This window comes from Agrobacterium tumefaciens (assembly GCF_013318015.2).
GTDB lineage: Bacteria > Pseudomonadota > Alphaproteobacteria > Rhizobiales > Rhizobiaceae > Agrobacterium > Agrobacterium tumefaciens.
On the sequence record NZ_CP115841.1, the window covers coordinates 989,131 to 1,004,943 of the forward strand.

Genomic DNA, 15,813 nt, shown 5'->3' on the forward strand with positions numbered 1-15,813 from the left:
GGAAAGAGCATGCCCTTGATAACGATGTCGAAGCGGAGCGCAGTCGAACCCTTTCACGCCATGGATATTCTGGCGGAGGCGAACCGGCGACGGCAGGCGGGACGCCCCGTCATTTCCATGGCGGTTGGCCAGCCTTCCCATCCCGCACCGAAAGCCTCTCTGGCGGCCGCGCAGGAGGCGCTGAAGCATGGGCGGATCGGCTATACCGATGCGCTGGGCCTGCGTGAATTGCGCGAAGCGATTGCTGGCCACTACCGGCTGCGCCACCAGGTTATCGTCGATCCGGCGCGCATTGCCGTCACCACCGGGTCTTCCGCCGCTTTCAACCTCGCCTTCCTCAGCCTTTTCGATGCCGGTGATCATGTCGCGATCGCAAGACCCGGTTATCCCGCCTATCGCAATATCTTGAAAGCGCTTGGCCTCAATGTCGTGGAAGTGCCGGTAACGGCGGAAACCGGCTATACGCTGACGCCTGCCAGCCTCGAGCGGGCGGAGACGAGGGCGGGCTGCAAGTTAAAGGGCGTGCTCCTGGCAAGCCCGGCCAACCCGACCGGCACGGTCACCGGCCGCGAAGCGCTGAAACGGCTGGCAAACTATTGTGAAAGCCGGGATATCGCCTTCATTTCCGACGAGATCTACCACGGCCTGACTTTCGTCGGCGAGGAAACGAGCGCGCTCGAACTCACCGACAATGCCGTCGTCATCAATTCCTTCTCGAAATATTATTGCATGACCGGCTGGCGCATCGGCTGGATGGTCCTGCCGGAAAAACTCGTCCGTCCGGTCGAATGTCTTGCTCAGAGCCTGTATATTTCACCGCCGGAACTATCCCAACTGGCGGCAACCGCAGCCTTTTCGGCGGCGGAGGAACTCGACGTCTACCGGGAAAGCTACCGCACGAACCGCGATTTCCTGATGACGCGCCTTCCGGAAATAGGCCTGCCGCTGGCGTCTCCCATGGATGGCGCATTTTACGCCTATGTCGATACCAGCCGCTTCTCTAATGACAGCATGGATTTCGCCAAACGCATGCTGGCGGAAATCGACGTGGCGGCGACGCCCGGCATGGATTTCGATCCAGAGGAGGGCCACAGGGCGCTGCGCATTTCCTATGCGGGTTCGGTGTCGGATATTGCCGAGGCCGTTGGGCGCATTGCTGGCTGGCTGAAATAAGCCCTTGGGTTCTTCTCGCCTTTGGCGGGGATCAGGCGGGCGAGCAACCGAAGGTGCTGGCAAAGGCCTTTTCACCCTTTCTGGTGAAGGTCAGCACGCGCCCGTTTCCTTGCCGCAGCCAGTCGCGCTGCTGCATGGCTTTCAGAAGCGATGCGCCGAGCCCGCCGCCGAGGTGGTGACGACGTTCGCTCCAGTCCAGGCAATGCAGGCAAACCGGGCGCCTTGCCTTTTCCAGCGGCGAAAGATCAATGCCGAAGCTCGAGAAGAAATCCCGCCCGCTATCCGTAAGTGCGGGATCGTCGCCTGACGTGACGAGACCTTTTGCGGTGATGGTGGAAAGCAGTGCCACGCCACTTTCTCCGGCCAGATGATCGTAACAGATGCGCGCCTCGCGAAGCGCGGTGTCCTTTGGTCCGGTACGCACGCGCACGGCCCCGGTGCGCTGCGCAAGTCCCATCAGCGCTTCAAGAACCTGCGCCACATCCGCGTCGGAAAGCCGGAAATAGCGATGTCGCCCCTGTTTTTCCGCTTTGAGCAATTGGGCGTCAGAGAGTTTTGACAGATGACCGCTAGCGGTCTGCAGTGTCACGCCGGCGGCTTCGGCAAGCTCGCTTGCCGTTAGCGCGCGTCCGTCCATAAGCGCCGTCAATATGTTGGCGCGGGCGGGGTCGCCGATCAGGGCGGCGACATTTGCGATCAAGGGTCCGTCTTTCATAGTTCGATGATAGCCGAAGCATTGATGTGAGGCAATGGCGTAGACAGGGAAGGCAGAACACGAGGAGACCGACGATGCTGACCTGTTTCATCCGTTACGAGATCGACCCCTTCAAGGCCGATTCTTTCGATCAATATGCCCGCAACTGGGGTGAGGCGATACCGCGCTGCGGCGCCGATCTGATCGGCTATTACGCGCCGAAAGAGGGATCGAGCACTATTGCCTACGGCGTCTATAACATCGAAAACCTTGCCGCGTACGAAGCCTACCGGGCGCGACTTGCCGCCGACCCGGCAGGGCGGGAAAATTATGAATTCGCCCGGCGCGAGCTATTCATCCGCCGTGAGGACCGGCTGTTCCTGAGACTGGCATCTGCGCCGCACGGCGGAGGCGAACGATGATCGCCGTCATATTCGAGGTCTGGTCGGCTGAGGGCGAAAAACAGCATTATCTCGATATTGCCGCCAGCCTGCGCGCCGAGCTCGAAACCATCGACGGCTTCCTGTCCGTCGAACGCTTTCAGAGCATCGGCAATCCCGACAAGATGCTTTCGCTGTCATTCTTCAGGGACGAGGAGGCGGTGAAGGCATGGCGCAACACCACGTCGCATCGCGCAGCGCAGTCGCTGGGACGGTCCGGCGTCTTTTGCAATTACCGCCTGCGTATCGCCACCGTGATGCGGGACTATGGTCTGGAGGAGAGGGAGGAGGCCCCGACGGACAGCAGGCAGGTCCATGCGGCGGATGATCAAGTGCGGCGTTGACGGGCCTTCAGATCAGTTTTTCTTCAAGCCGGTCCAAGGCTTTCTGGTTCGAACTCGCTGCCAAAACCCGCTATAGATGGAGCGGGTTATGGATGGAGAAGGGCTGCCACGCGGCGGTCCGCCCGATTGGACATGGAGAAAAGAACGATGTCGGCAGAAAAAGTGGCGATTGTGACGGCAGGCGGCAGCGGCATGGGGGCGGCTGTGGCGAAACGTCTAAGCGCTGATGGTTACAAGCTCGCGATCCTGTCGTCCTCCGGCAAGGGAGAGGCGCTGGCGAAGGAACTGGGCGGCATCGGCGTCACCGGCTCCAACCAGTCCAACGACGATCTCAATCGACTGGTGGAACTGACGCTCGAAAAATTCGGCCGTATCGACGTTCTCGTGAACAGTGCAGGCCATGGCCCGCGCGCCTCCATCCTCGATATCACCGATGAGCAATGGCACACGGGTCTGGATGTCTACCTGATGAACGTCATCCGCCCAACACGGATCGTGGCTCCATTCATGGTGAAACAGAAAACCGGGTCGATCATCAACATTTCGACTGCCTGGGCTTTCGAGCCGAGCAGCATGTTCCCGACTTCTGCAGTGTTCCGCGCCGGCCTTGCTTCCTACACCAAGATTTTTTCCGATACCTATGCGGTCGACAATGTGCGCATGAACAATGTTCTGCCCGGTTGGATCGATAGCCTGCCAGCCACGGAAGAGCGCCGCCAGGGTGTGCCGATGCAGCGTTACGGAACGAGCGAGGAGATAGCCGCAACCGTTGCCTTCCTCGCCTCGGAAGGTGCGGGTTACATCACCGGCCAGAACATCCGCGTCGATGGTGGTCTGACACGGTCTGTTTGACGATTGGCATATCGGGCTTCCGTCACCCCGGACTTGGTCCTTTGCCAACGCGGTCAAGTCCTTGATCGCGAGAGATTTTTTTCACGGCGCAGACGCGCCGTGGCTGGATGCCGGATTGATTACGGCATGAGATAAACCTAACATCCGCCAACAAAGCAAAACGCCCGCAACATGGTTGCGGGCGTTTTTCGTTTCACTGTCTTCTATCAAAAGAAGCCTTTGCGCTGCCACCAGCCGCCCTTGCGCGGCTTCGGCTCGTCGCCGTCAGGGTTGGCGGGCGTGCCCGACGAGGTCACGACCGGCTCCGAACTCGAAACATTGCTGCCCCGGTTCGCGCGAACCTTTTCTTCCGTCGCGGGTGCTACCGCTTCCGAACCCAGATCGGCCGAGGCTTCACCCACTTCGTCGAGGGCGACATCGACGACGGTTTCCACAACGACTGCGGGCTCGACGATCACCGGCTCGACCGTTTCAACGGTTTTGGCCGCGACTTCAGCCTGCGGTGCCGCTTCAGCCGGCGGTACGTCTTCGGTCTTGGCCTTCGCCTTGCGGGTGCGGCGCGGTTTCTTCGGGGCTTCCGCTTCCACGACGTCGGCAACCACACCTTCCACCACTTCGGCAGCGGTAGGCTCTTCGGTTACGGATGCTGCGGCGGAAACCTCTTCGCTTTCGCCTTCCGTTTCGCCTTCTTCGCCGGACTCAGTGCCTGCGGCATCGAGAGCCTCGTCTTCAGCACGGTTGCGACGGCCGCCACGCTTGCCACGACGGCGACGCTTGCGCTTGCCTTCTTCATCAGAGCTTGCAGCTTCGTTCACACCGTTTTCATCGGCGTCGTCTGCGGCTTCATCAGTTTCGACGCCATCTTCGTCGTCCGCATCATCAGCGCCGGTGTCATCGCCAGCCTGCGCATCAACTGCACCGTTCTGGTCGTTCTGTCCGCCCTTGCCACGACGACGACGACGACGCTTGCGCTTGCGCTTGCCGTCTTCACCATTGTCGCCCTGCTGCTGTTGCTGGCGCGGCTCGCTGGCCTGCGCCTTGACGATTTCTTCCTCTTCCTCGTCCTCTTCCACCTCAACAACGAAATCGTCTTCCTCTTCCACGAAGCTCGGGAGCATCTGGATAAGGCTTTCGATCTTCACCGGATTTTCAACCGCTTCACCACGATCGATGGCGAAATGCTGCGCGCCGACGCCGGCATCGGCCGCAATGATGATCGCCACACCGAAGCGGCCTTCATAATCGACAATCGTGCCGCGCTTGTGGTTGAGCAGGTAGAGAGCCGTTTCCGGCGTGCAGCGCACGGTGATGTTGTGGGTCGTGTTGCGCAGCAGATATTCCTCAACGCCGCGCAGCACGTGCAGCGCGATGGAGGATTCGGAGCGAACGTGACCCGTGCCGCCGCAATGCTGGCAGACCTGCGTAGTCGATTCCAGCACCGAAGCGCGGATGCGCTGGCGCGACATTTCCAGAAGACCGAAATGCGAGATACGGCCGACCTGGATGCGCGCCCGGTCGTTTTTCAGGCAGTCCTTGAGCTTCTTCTCGACGGAGCGGTTGTTGCGCTTTTCTTCCATGTCGATGAAGTCGATGACAACAAGACCGGCAAGGTCGCGAAGACGCAGCTGGCGAGCCACTTCTTCCGCCGCTTCCAGATTGGTCGTCAGCGCCGTTTCTTCGATGGAATGCTCACGGGTCGAACGACCGGAGTTCACGTCGATGGCAACCAGAGCTTCCGTCTGGTTGATGATGAGGTAACCGCCCGATTTCAGCGTAACCTGCGGCTGCAGCATGCGGTCGAGCTGGGCTTCAATGCCCGAGCGCGAGAAGATCGGGTGGATGTCGCGGTAAGGCTGAACCACCTTGGCGTGGCTCGGCATCAGCATCTTCATGAAGTCTTTTGCTTCACGGTAGCCTTCTTCGCCCGAAACGATGATCTCGCTGATATCCTTGTTATAGAGATCGCGGATCGAACGCTTGATGAGCGAGCCTTCCTCGTAAACGAGGCAGGGGGCCGTGGAGTTCAGCGTCAGCGTGCGGACGTTTTCCCACAGGCGCATCAGATATTCGAAGTCGCGCTTGATCTCGACGCGGGTGCGGTTGGCGCCTGCGGTACGCAGAATGACGCCCATGCCCTGCGGAACTTCCAGATCGCGCGCGATTTCCTTCAGGCGCTTGCGGTCGGTCGGCTGGGTGATCTTGCGGGAAATGCCACCACCGCGTGCGGTATTCGGCATCAGCACGGAATAACGGCCGGCAAGCGACAGATAGGTGGTGAGTGCGGCACCTTTGTTGCCGCGTTCTTCCTTGGCAACCTGCACGAGAAGGATCTGGCGGCGCTTGATGACTTCCTGAATGCGATACTGCTTGCGCGGCTTGCGGGCAACGCGATCGGGAACCTCTTCCATGGCGTCTTCGGCGCCGACGGATTCGATCACTTCCTTTTCGTGATGATCGTCATCATCGTCGTCGTCATCATCGTCATTGCCACGGCGAAGACCCTCGACTTCCTCGGAAATCGTATCTGTATCGACCATGGCAGCCATTTCGCCGCCCGTGCTGCCGTCTTCTTCGGAAGAGGCCTCAGCAGTAGTGTCGGAAACGGCTTCTTCTTCCGCGACCTTCTTCTTGGCGCGGGGGCGGCGGGTACGCTTCTTCGGTGCTTCTTCCGCAACGGCCTCGACGGCCACAGCAGTCACGTCTTCGGATACCTCTTCGGCAGCGGCAGCGGCAACGGTTTCGTCCACGACCACGGCGTCAGTCGTCTCGCTGACGGCAACGATGCCGACATCCGGCTGGTCCGCCTGCGATAGATCGACAGCCGGTGCGCCGGGCTCGGGGGCGTCAGCCGATTCAAAGTCGTCGCTGCGGCGATGATCCTCGGCTTCCGCCTTGAGGAGCGCCTGACGGTCGGCGAGCGGGATCTGGTAATAGTCAGGGTGGATTTCCGCAAAAGCGAGAAACCCGTGGCGATTTCCACCGTAATCGACGAACGCCGCCTGAAGGGAGGGCTCAACCCTCGTGACCTTGGCAAGGTAGATATTGCCGCGGATCTGTTTCTTGTGCTCCGATTCGAAGTCGAATTCCTCGATCCGGTTCCCACGGACAACGACTACGCGTGTCTCCTCTTCGTGGGAGGCGTCGATAAGCATTTTGTCTGCCATGTAAGCTGTGCTCCTCGGCGCAGCCTTGTTTTATACGAGAACAGGCCCGCCACACGGACGAGCCTTTCATATGAGTGCAAGGATGTGCCGGAAATGAAGTCTCCAGCCGGGCCTCTGTAAACTGGCAGCATCCGGACCGACGGCGAGGCGCTTGGCCTGCTCCTGGTATCCGGTTCATATGAAAACTGCTGCGACATCATTGGCCAGGCGGAACGACAATAATATATAGACCCCTTGGGGTCCGATGAATTTGCTCTCCTCAGAGCAGCGGTGGCATTGCCACCGGGTAGGTCTCCGACCACGGCCGGAATTGATCCAGTTTCAGGATAAATGTAACGACGGCAGATGATTGCCCGTTTTGCAGCGCCAGCGTCTTTTTCGATTGGCAGCCGGCGGGCATCTATCCCGTCAACACTTTTAACCCTCATCCTTGTTGTATGTTTTCTCTGTCATAATAGCAATAGGCTGGCTAAATATGCCATATTGTTGGTGGAATTTCCGGGTTAACAATTGGTTCACCAACGCCTGCGATTGTGGGGCGCAAACGCACAAACACGTGTCCGGCGTGGCCGAAATTACGACGTTCCCGGCACTTTGCCGCACCATTTATGAAAAATGACTGAAATACGGAATTTCTTGAAGACCATGAATTTCACGCGCAGCGCAGCGATATTCGATGGGGCAGGGCCGCTTGGCGCGCGAATCGCGCGGCTTGCGGGTGCCCTTGTCTTGCCGGTTGTCTTTTCGGTCGCCGCATTCGTCTCCTGCGTTCCACAGGCCTTCGCCGTGGAGCCGCTCATCGCCAATCAGGCACGCATCATCGGCGACGAGGCGCGCACGCGCATCGTTCTCGATTTTGCCGAGGAGCCGGAATTCGACATTCACTATCTCGATTCGCCCGCCCGCATCGTCGTGGACTTTCCGGCGGTGAATTTTGCGTTCCCCGCATCGGCTCTGGCGCCAACCGGCCTTTTCTCGGACATTCGCTTCGGTAGCATGGGGCAAGACAGCGCCCGCATCGTGCTGACGGCAAAAAAACCGGTCCAGGTGGCGGTTGCTGAAACCAAGAAGGGCGAGGACGGCACATCGTTCCGTTTCGTCCTGGATGCGGAGATCACCACCAAGGCCAAATTCGCCGAACTGGTGAAAGAGCAGCAATGGCGCGCGCCGGCGCCGGTCTCGACGGCGGCGATCACGCCTGACGACAAGACATCGCGGCAAACGGATTTCGTCATCGCTGTTGATGCCGGTCATGGCGGCATCGATGCCGGCGCTTCCGGTGGCGTAACCGGCACGGAGGAAAAGGTCATCACGCTGACCTTTGCCAAGGAACTTGTGGAGCGGATGAACCGGGAGCCCGGCATCAAGGCGTTCCTGACGCGTGATTCCGACACATTTCTCGCTCTGTCGGAACGGGTGACGATCGCCCGGCAGAACAATGCAAACCTGTTTATTTCATTGCACGCCGATACACTGAAGCAGAAGGGCATCCGGGGCGCGACCGTCTATACATTGTCAGACCGCGCCTCAGACCGCAGGGCGCAGGAGCTGGCCGAGCGCGAAAACAAGTCCGACCAGATTGCCGGTGTAGCAGCCTCCAGCGAGCCGCCTGAGGTGGCCGATATCCTTCTCGATTTCACCCGGCGCGAAACGCAGGCCTTTTCGGTGACGCTGGCAGAAAATATCGTGTCGTCCTTCGAGGGACAGGTCGGCCTCATCAACAATCCGCATCGTTATGCCGGTTTCATGGTGCTGCGCGCCCATGACGTGCCATCGGTGTTGCTGGAACTCGGCTTTCTCTCCAATCCGGAAGATGAAAAACTGCTTCTTGATGCGGAATGGCGCAAGAAGGTCGCCGATACGCTTGCAACTGCGGTCGGACGATACCGCACCAAGGCCATGGCGAACGGCGGCTAAAGGGCCGGGCGGGCGAGCGGCGCCCCCGTTGTCGCCGTGCCCCTTGCTGCCGAAAAGCTGTTCAATTCTTGGGCCTTGCGGACGATTACGTTGGCGAAGCCCTATTTTACTCACATTCGCCGCGTTATTGCGGAAGCGGATTCTGTGGTGATCCGCCATTGCGGCTGGAACCGCAATTGCGGCAGTCGGCCCGGTAACATATCAGCGAATGCTGTCGTTCCGGCTTGTCATCGAAGGTATGGTGTGCAAAACGGCACGCGATATGCAAGGATGCGCCCGTATCATCGGGCGTTGATGGTTACGATTCGAATTATCGGTAGCTTGGTATGATCAGACTGATTGGATATTTTTTCGGCTTGGCCAGCGTGCTCTTCCTGTGCGCCGCCGCCGCCGGTGCAATTTATTTGCACGGCGTGACGAAGGACCTGCCGGATTACGCAGTTCTGAGCACTTATGAGCCGCCGGTGACGACCCGCGTGCACGCCGGCAACGGCGCGCTCATGGCGGAATACGCCCATGAAAAGCGCCTGTTCCTGCCGATCCAGGCTATCCCGGACCGTGTGAAGGCAGCTTTCCTTTCGGCGGAAGACAAGAATTTCTACAACCATCCGGGTGTGGACATCTGGGGTCTCGGCCGTGCCGTTCTCGTCAACCTCCAGAATATCGGCTCCGGCCGTCGTCCGGTCGGCGCGTCCACAATCACTCAGCAGGTGGCAAAGAACTTCCTGCTCACCAACGACCAGACCTTCGACCGCAAGCTCAAGGAAGCGCTTCTGTCCTTCCGCATCGAGCAGACCTATTCCAAGGACAAGATCCTCGAGCTTTATCTCAACGAGATCTTTTTCGGCCTGAATTCCTACGGTATCGCCGGTGCGGCACTCACCTATTTCAACAAATCGGTCACCGAACTGACGATTGCGGAAACCGCCTATCTTGCATCGCTGCCGAAGGGCCCGGCCAACTACCATCCGATCCGCCGCGAGAAGGCGGCGCTGGAGCGCCGCAACTGGGTGATCGACCGCATGGCCGAGAACGGCTACATCACGGTCGGCGATGCCGAGGATGCAAAGAAGCAGCCGCTTGGCGTCAATCTGCGCCGTGGCGGCGCGCATATCTTCGCGTCTGACTATTTCGCCGAGGAAGTCCGCCGCCAGATCGTCGAGAAATACGGCGAGCAGGCGCTTCTTGAAGGAGGCCTTTCGGTTCGCACCTCTTTCGATCCGCAGATCCAGATGGAGGCGCGCAAGGCGCTTCAGGACGGTCTGGTGCAATATGACGAGCGTCGCGGTTTCCGCGGACCCGTCGAAAAGATCGAGACAACCGGTGACTGGACTGCGGCACTCGCCAAGGTAAAGGGCCTTCGCGACGTTCCCGAATGGAAGATCGCGGTTGTCCTCGCCGTTGCTGCCGATGGCATCGATATTGGCGTGCAGGTCGACCCCGATGCCGAGGATGGCGACAAGCGCACACGCGGCCATATCTCCGCTGAAAACATGCGTTGGGCCTATCGCGATGCCACAGGCAAAAAGCCGACGGCTAAGTCGCCGGTTGGCGTTCTGGCTGTTGGTGACGTCGTTTACGCACAGCCGCTGTCCGGTTCCGGCAACGAATATCGTCTGCGCCAGCCCCCGAAGGTGCAGGGCGGCATGATGGTGATGGATCCGCACACTGGCCGCGTTCTGGCCATGGTCGGCGGCTTCTCCTACGCGCAATCGGAATTCAACCGCGCCACGCAGGCGATGCGCCAGCCCGGCTCCTCCTTCAAGCCGTTCATCTATGCGGCTGCACTCGACAACGGCTATACCCCGGCCTCGGTCATTCTCGACGCGCCGATCGAGGTTGTTTCGGGCGGCCAGGTCTGGAAGCCGCAGAATTACGGCGGGGGTTCCGCCGGCCCTTCGACCCTGCGTCTCGGCATCGAAAAATCCCGTAACCTCATGACAGTGCGTCTGGCGCAGGACATGGGCATGAATCTGGTCGCTGAATATGCCGAACGCTTCGGCATCTACGACAAGATGCCGCCGCTTCTGGCAATGTCGCTCGGTTCGGGCGAAACAACCATCATGCGCATGGTCTCGGCCTATTCTGTGATCGCCAATGGCGGCAAGCAGATCAAGCCGACGCTGATCGACCGCATCCAGGACCGTTACGGCAAGACGATCTTCCGGCATGAGGAACGTGCCTGTGAGGGCTGCAACGCCACAAGCTGGCAAAATCAGGACGAGCCGGTCATCGTTGATAACCGCGAGCAGGTTCTCGACCCGATGACCGCTTACCAGACGACATCCATGCTGGAAGGTGTCGTGCAGCGCGGCACGGCGGCGGGCAAGATCAAGGTCGATCTGCCGGTTGCCGGCAAGACGGGCACCACCAACGATGAAAAGGACGCCTGGTTCGTCGGTTACACGCCGGACATGGTTGCCGGTCTTTATATCGGCTTCGATTCGCCCGCACCGCTTGGGCGCGGCGGCACCGGTGGTTCGCTGTCGGCACCGATCTTCGGCGAGTTCATCGCCGATGCGGCCAAGCACCTGGAACCGAGCAAGTTCATCGTGCCTGAAGGCATGAAGTTCATCGCCGTCAACCGCAAGACCGGCATGGCCGCTTCGGAAGGCGAACCTGATACGATCATGGAAGCCTTCAAGCCGGGCACCGGCCCGGCCGATACCTTCTCGGTGATCGGCGCGGAAGGCATGTCGCAAGAGGATATTCTGAAGACCTCGCCACAGGCCCAGCAGGCCATCACCGGCGGTGGCGGCGGTCTTTATTGATACCAGTCTTATGTTTGGCGGGGGGCGCGGGTCTTTACATCCGCGCCCCCCGCATTTATTTGAGCTACCAGTTTAAATGAAGGCGAAGAACCAGCGAAATGCGCAATGAAATTGTGAACGTAGTCGACGAAATCAAGCAGGCCATAAGCCTGCTGAGGAGGCATCTTTGACTGGGACCAGGCGATAAGACGACTGGACTGGTTGAATAACAAGGCAGAGGACCCGACCCTCTGGAACGATGCCACCGAAGCGCAGAAATTGATGCGCGAGCGCCAGCAGCTGGATGACAGCATCAATGGCGTGAAGGCGCTTGAGCAGCAGCTCAAGGACAATGTCGAGCTGATCGAACTCGGCGAGATGGAAGGCGACGACGAGATCGTCAAGGACGCCGAAGATGCGCTGAAGGCGCTGAGGAGCGAGGCGAACCGCCGTCAGGTGGAAGCCATGCTTTCCGGTGAAGCTGATAGCAACGATACCTATCTCGAAGTTCATTCCGGCGCCGGCGGTACGGAAAGCCAGGACTGGGCCAACATGCTGCTGCGCATGTATACCCGCTGGGCTGACCGCGAAGGCTTCAAGGTTGAAGTGCTGGAAGTTCATGACGGCGAAGAGGCCGGCATCAAGTCCGCGGCGATCCTCGTCAAGGGCCACAATGCCTTCGGCTGGCTGAAGACGGAATCGGGCGTACACCGCCTCGTCCGCATCTCGCCCTATGACAGCAATGCGCGTCGCCACACATCGTTCTCCTCCGTCTGGGTTTACCCAGTGGTCGATGATTCGATCCAGATCGACATCAATGAGAGCGATTGCCGCATCGATACCTATCGTTCGTCCGGTGCAGGCGGCCAGCACGTCAACACCACCGATTCGGCCGTGCGTATTACCCACATACCGACCGGTATTGCCGTGGCCTGCCAGCAGGAGCGTTCCCAGCACAAGAACCGCGCCAAGGCGTGGGACATGCTGCGCGCCCGTCTCTACGAGGTGGAACTGCAAAAGCGGGAAGATGCGGCAAACGCTCAGGCCGCATCCAAGACGGATATCGGCTGGGGCCACCAGATCCGTTCCTACGTTCTGCAACCCTACCAGTTGATCAAGGACCTGCGCACCGGCGTGGAAAGCACCGCACCCGGCAACGTGCTGGATGGCGATCTGAACCAGTTCATGGAAGCGGCCCTCGCGCACCGCATCAGCGGCGGCGCAGACGTGGAAGTGGCTGATATCGACTGACGCGTCGCAGCGTCGCTTGAAAAAATCACCCCTCGCAAACCCATTGCGAGGGGTTTTTCGTTGGAGGAGATGGATGAAACAGGCGCTTTACATCGTCGACGTTCAGCCGAGCTTCAATCCGCCGGCTGCACTTGTGGCGGAAATATCCGCGCTGGCGGCCACCATGCCAAGCGTTGCCAGCGTCGAGCGCCATGATGAAAGCGTCACGCCTTTCGAGCGGCAACTCGGCTGGAAGCCGGGCAGGGACGACTGCTCGCTGGTTGCGGCGGACTGGATTTTCATAAAGCACGGCTACGCTCCGCCAAGGGCGGCTATCGACCACCTCCTGTCTCTAAAGCTCGACAGGGTGCTGGTCTGCGGCATTCAGGCCGATACCTGCGTGCTGGCTGCGGGTTTTGCCCTGTTCGATGCGGGGCTTCATCCCACGCTTCTGCCATGGCTGACGGTGGGCTCCAGCCTCGATCGCAGCGGCGAACTCGGCGCCAGACTATGGAAACATCATTTCGGTGCGGTTCTGGCCGGGCCGCATGAGCTTAACGCGTAGAGAGTTTCCAGTAAAACTGCGTATAATCCAGGGGGTAGAGAACCTCCAACGATTCCGTTCAAACCGACGTTCTCTCGCCCTCAGTTCGAGGCCTTTTCGATCTTCATCTCGCCGAGTTCGTCGATCAGGATCGTCCAGCTTTCCGCTTCCCTGATCTGCGGATCGATTTTCAGATAGACGGTCACAAACAGGCCGGGCGAGGCCGATGCACCGTTTGAGCTTTCGGGGCGAATATCCGTGACGTAGGACTTCATCTGGCTGAACTCTTCCAGCTCGATGTTTTCGAGAAGGTTCGGTCCATTTGCGCTAGTGGCGATGCGCTGCAGATAGACTTTAGCGGTGCCATCGCCCTGGCGGATTGCAACCACCTTGTAATAACCGCGTGTGGGCGTCGCTGGCGGCGGCCGCAACTGGCCGTCAGGACCTTTCACCGGCTCAAGATTATGCTCTTCCCACATGCCGCTGCTGACAACGAAGATCGCCGATACCGGCAAGTTGTCGATGGCCTCCGTTTGCGCCCGCACGGGTAGCGCTGTGGCGGCGAAAATCAGCGCGGCGAGAAGAGGTTTTTTCAGGGGCATGGCCATCATCAGTGGTTGGCGTCAATTGTTGAATTGTTCGGCGAGTACGCGGTCTGACCATGAACGGTCTGGGTCCGAGAGAATTCTGGCCGTCCTGTCCTGCGATTGCGCAATCCGCACATGCCGTACGGATTTCACCTCCGTATGGTCGGCGACCGCGTTCACCGGACGCTTGTCGCGCTCCAGAACGTGAATATCGACCGTCACCTTGTTGGGCAAAAGTGCGCCGCGCCAACGCCTTGGCCGGAAGGCGCTGACGGGTGTGAGCGCCAGCAGCGGTGATTCCAACGGCAGGATCGGTCCATGGGCTGAGAAGTTATAAGCTGTTGACCCCGCCGGTGTCGCAACCATCATGCCGTCGCAAATCAATTCTTCAAGCCGCGTCTTGCCGTCCACCTCGACACGAAGCTTGGCGGCCTGATGCGATTGCCGGAACAGGCTGACCTCGTTCATGGCAAGCGCCGTAAATTCATCGCCGTCGGAATCCGTCGTCGTCATGCGCAGCGGATGAAAATCATTGCCGGTCGCCACCGCAATACGCTCGACCAGGCCGTCTACCCGGTAGTCGTTCATCAGAAAGCCGACCGATCCCCGGTTCATGCCATAGACCCGCTTGCCGGAATTCATCGTTTCGTTGAGAATTTGCAGCATGAAGCCATCGCCGCCGAGCGCCACGATCACTTCCGCCTCGTCGAAGGGTGTGTTGCCGTAAGCGCCTTTCAGCTCCTCCAGCGCCCTCTGCGCCTCCTCGGTTGCGGAGGCCACGAAGGATAGTGAACAGTTAGAATGCGACATTCGCTTCCCTCGGCAACGACGCATACCGGAATCGATATGCGGACGATGCTGTAACCTGTTGAAGCAGCTCATAATCTCCAAACGTCGATAAAACGGTCGATCGCAAGCCACAAGACGCATCCTTGGTACATGAAGACGGCAGCAGGCGACAAGGCCTTTCCGGCGGACAGGCGTTCGCAGCAGGCGGGTTTGCCCGCGCGCGGTCCACAGCTTCTTGGTTTCCGGCCTTCGACAAGGGTTGCGATGCGGCGCGACGTGAGGCAACTTGCGCGAAACAAGCGGAACGGCGAGTGGCAGGAGACGGGCGTGGTGCTGAATTACAATATCTACGATGTCTTTACCGAGACCAAAATGGCGGGAAATCCGCTGGCAGTCATGTATGACGCGGATGGCCTCGACCAAGTGACGATGCAGGCGATAGCCAGAGAAATGAACCTCTCCGAGACCGTTTTCGTCAACCGCTCGGGCAACCCGGCCCACGCGGCTTCGCTGCGTATCTTCACGCCTTCGGGCGAGTTGCCTTTCGCGGGCCACCCGACTGTTGGCGCAGCGATCGCGATAGCCGAGCGCAATCGCAATGAAGGTGACGACGATATCGATATGGTCTGTGTGCTGGAGGAAAAGGTGGGTCCGGTCCGCTGTGCGGTGAAAATGCGCGCCGGTGCGGTCAGCTTCGCCGAATTCGACCTGCCGCGCAAATCGTCCCGCGTCACCCTGCCGCTCGATCATACCGCACTTGCCGATGCGCTGGGCGTGAGCGAAGGCCATCTCGGCTTTGAGAACCACGTACCGTCGATCTGGACGGCCGGTGTGCCGTTCCTGCTCGTGCCGCTGCACAATATTGCCGCTATCAGCGAAATGGATTTCGACGCCAATCTCTGGCTGCGCACCGCACCGCTGGTGGAGGGGCGCCTGACGGCGGCCTATATCTACTGTCGCGGCGGCGTCAATCACGCGGCAAAGTTCCATGCCCGCATGTTTTCCCCGGAAATGGGGATTTCGGAAGACCCCGCCACCGGTTCCGCCGCCGCCGCCCTTTCCGGTGCAATCCATCATTTCGACGGCCTGACAGACGGTCACTATCCGCTCTTGATAGAGCAGGGCGTGGAGATGGAACGTCCTTCCCACATCCATCTGCGCATGGACATCAAGGACAACGAAATCGCCCGCGCCCGCATCGGTGGCCACGCGGTCCGGGTAGCATCGGGTACGTTCGAGATCTGATTTCAACGTGAGCGACTGAACTACAGTCGAAAAGCTACCTGCCGACCAAAACGAAAAACCCCGGCCATGACCGGGGTTTTATTG

General features: G+C 59.7%; 13 protein-coding genes. 9 read left to right on the forward strand and 4 right to left on the reverse strand.

All coding sequences use genetic code 11. The annotated features are described in order from the left end of the window. The first annotated feature begins 15 nt into the window (after positions 1-15). Positions 16-1,173, forward strand: coding sequence for a pyridoxal phosphate-dependent aminotransferase (locus G6L97_RS05000; RefSeq protein WP_041694532.1), 1,158 nt, complete (start codon positions 16-18; stop codon positions 1,171-1,173). A gap of 31 nt (positions 1,174-1,204) precedes the next feature. Here the strand turns inward: G6L97_RS05000 and G6L97_RS05005 are convergent, their stop codons facing one another. After that, on the reverse strand, positions 1,205-1,888 hold the full coding sequence (locus G6L97_RS05005; RefSeq protein WP_013635985.1) for an ArsR/SmtB family transcription factor: 684 nt from the start codon (positions 1,886-1,888) through the stop codon (positions 1,205-1,207). A gap of 74 nt (positions 1,889-1,962) precedes the next feature. Between G6L97_RS05005 and G6L97_RS05010 the strand changes: the two genes are divergently transcribed. The 3 genes from G6L97_RS05010 (at position 1,963) to G6L97_RS05020 (ending at position 3,503) form a co-directional block, all read left to right on the forward strand. Next, a complete protein-coding gene (locus G6L97_RS05010) occupies positions 1,963-2,289 on the forward strand; it encodes an NIPSNAP family protein (protein ID WP_111783120.1) in 327 nt (108 codons plus the stop codon). After that, positions 2,286-2,651, forward strand: a complete 366-nt coding sequence (locus G6L97_RS05015) for an antibiotic biosynthesis monooxygenase family protein (protein WP_111783119.1) — start codon at positions 2,286-2,288, stop codon at positions 2,649-2,651. Before G6L97_RS05010 ends, G6L97_RS05015 begins: the two co-directional genes overlap by 4 nt. Positions 2,652-2,798: 147 nt before the next feature. Continuing rightward, positions 2,799-3,503, forward strand: a complete 705-nt coding sequence (locus G6L97_RS05020; RefSeq protein WP_111783118.1) for an SDR family oxidoreductase — start codon at positions 2,799-2,801, stop codon at positions 3,501-3,503. A gap of 206 nt (positions 3,504-3,709) precedes the next feature. Here G6L97_RS05020 and G6L97_RS05025 read toward each other — a convergent pair whose 3' ends face one another. Further along, the gene (locus tag G6L97_RS05025; RefSeq protein ID WP_111783117.1) at positions 3,710-6,667 is read right to left on the reverse strand and encodes an Rne/Rng family ribonuclease; all 2,958 of its coding nucleotides are present in this window, start codon (positions 6,665-6,667) and stop codon (positions 3,710-3,712) included. 645 nt (positions 6,668-7,312) lie between these two features. Here G6L97_RS05025 and G6L97_RS05030 point away from each other — a divergent pair. The 4 genes from G6L97_RS05030 (at position 7,313) to G6L97_RS05045 (ending at position 13,129) form a co-directional block, all read left to right on the forward strand. After that, positions 7,313-8,584 (forward strand): N-acetylmuramoyl-L-alanine amidase, encoded by a 1,272-nt coding sequence (locus G6L97_RS05030; protein ID WP_025593308.1) that lies wholly within the window; start codon positions 7,313-7,315, stop codon positions 8,582-8,584. A 326-nt stretch (positions 8,585-8,910) separates the two neighbouring features. Next, on the forward strand, positions 8,911-11,355 hold the full coding sequence (locus G6L97_RS05035; protein WP_003512768.1) for a penicillin-binding protein 1A: 2,445 nt from the start codon (positions 8,911-8,913) through the stop codon (positions 11,353-11,355). A gap of 98 nt (positions 11,356-11,453) precedes the next feature. Continuing rightward, positions 11,454-12,585 (forward strand): peptide chain release factor 2 gene (gene prfB / locus G6L97_RS05040; protein WP_174002783.1). Its coding sequence is split into 2 segments (ribosomal slippage): positions 11,454-11,522 and positions 11,524-12,585, totalling 1,131 coding nucleotides; the frame shifts between segments, so codons are not numbered across the junction. Positions 12,586-12,658: 73 nt separating this feature from the next. Next, on the forward strand, positions 12,659-13,129 hold the full coding sequence (locus G6L97_RS05045) for a cysteine hydrolase family protein (protein WP_013635994.1): 471 nt from the start codon (positions 12,659-12,661) through the stop codon (positions 13,127-13,129). A gap of 80 nt (positions 13,130-13,209) precedes the next feature. On the opposite strand, the gene G6L97_RS05050 is transcribed toward G6L97_RS05045, so the two are convergent. Together G6L97_RS05050 and G6L97_RS05055 are read right to left on the reverse strand one after the other, a co-directional pair. Continuing rightward, positions 13,210-13,710, reverse strand: a complete 501-nt coding sequence (locus G6L97_RS05050) for a hypothetical protein (RefSeq protein WP_111783317.1) — start codon at positions 13,708-13,710, stop codon at positions 13,210-13,212. 21 nt (positions 13,711-13,731) lie between these two features. Next, entirely contained in the window at positions 13,732-14,505 is a 774-nt protein-coding gene (locus G6L97_RS05055; RefSeq protein WP_003512774.1) for an NAD kinase, read from the reverse strand. Between the two features lie 306 nt (positions 14,506-14,811). Here G6L97_RS05055 and G6L97_RS05060 point away from each other — a divergent pair, with 306 nt between their 5' ends. Beyond that, positions 14,812-15,729 (forward strand): PhzF family phenazine biosynthesis protein, encoded by a 918-nt coding sequence (locus tag G6L97_RS05060; RefSeq protein ID WP_035251764.1) that lies wholly within the window; start codon positions 14,812-14,814, stop codon positions 15,727-15,729. Positions 15,730-15,813: the final 84 nt, after the last annotated feature.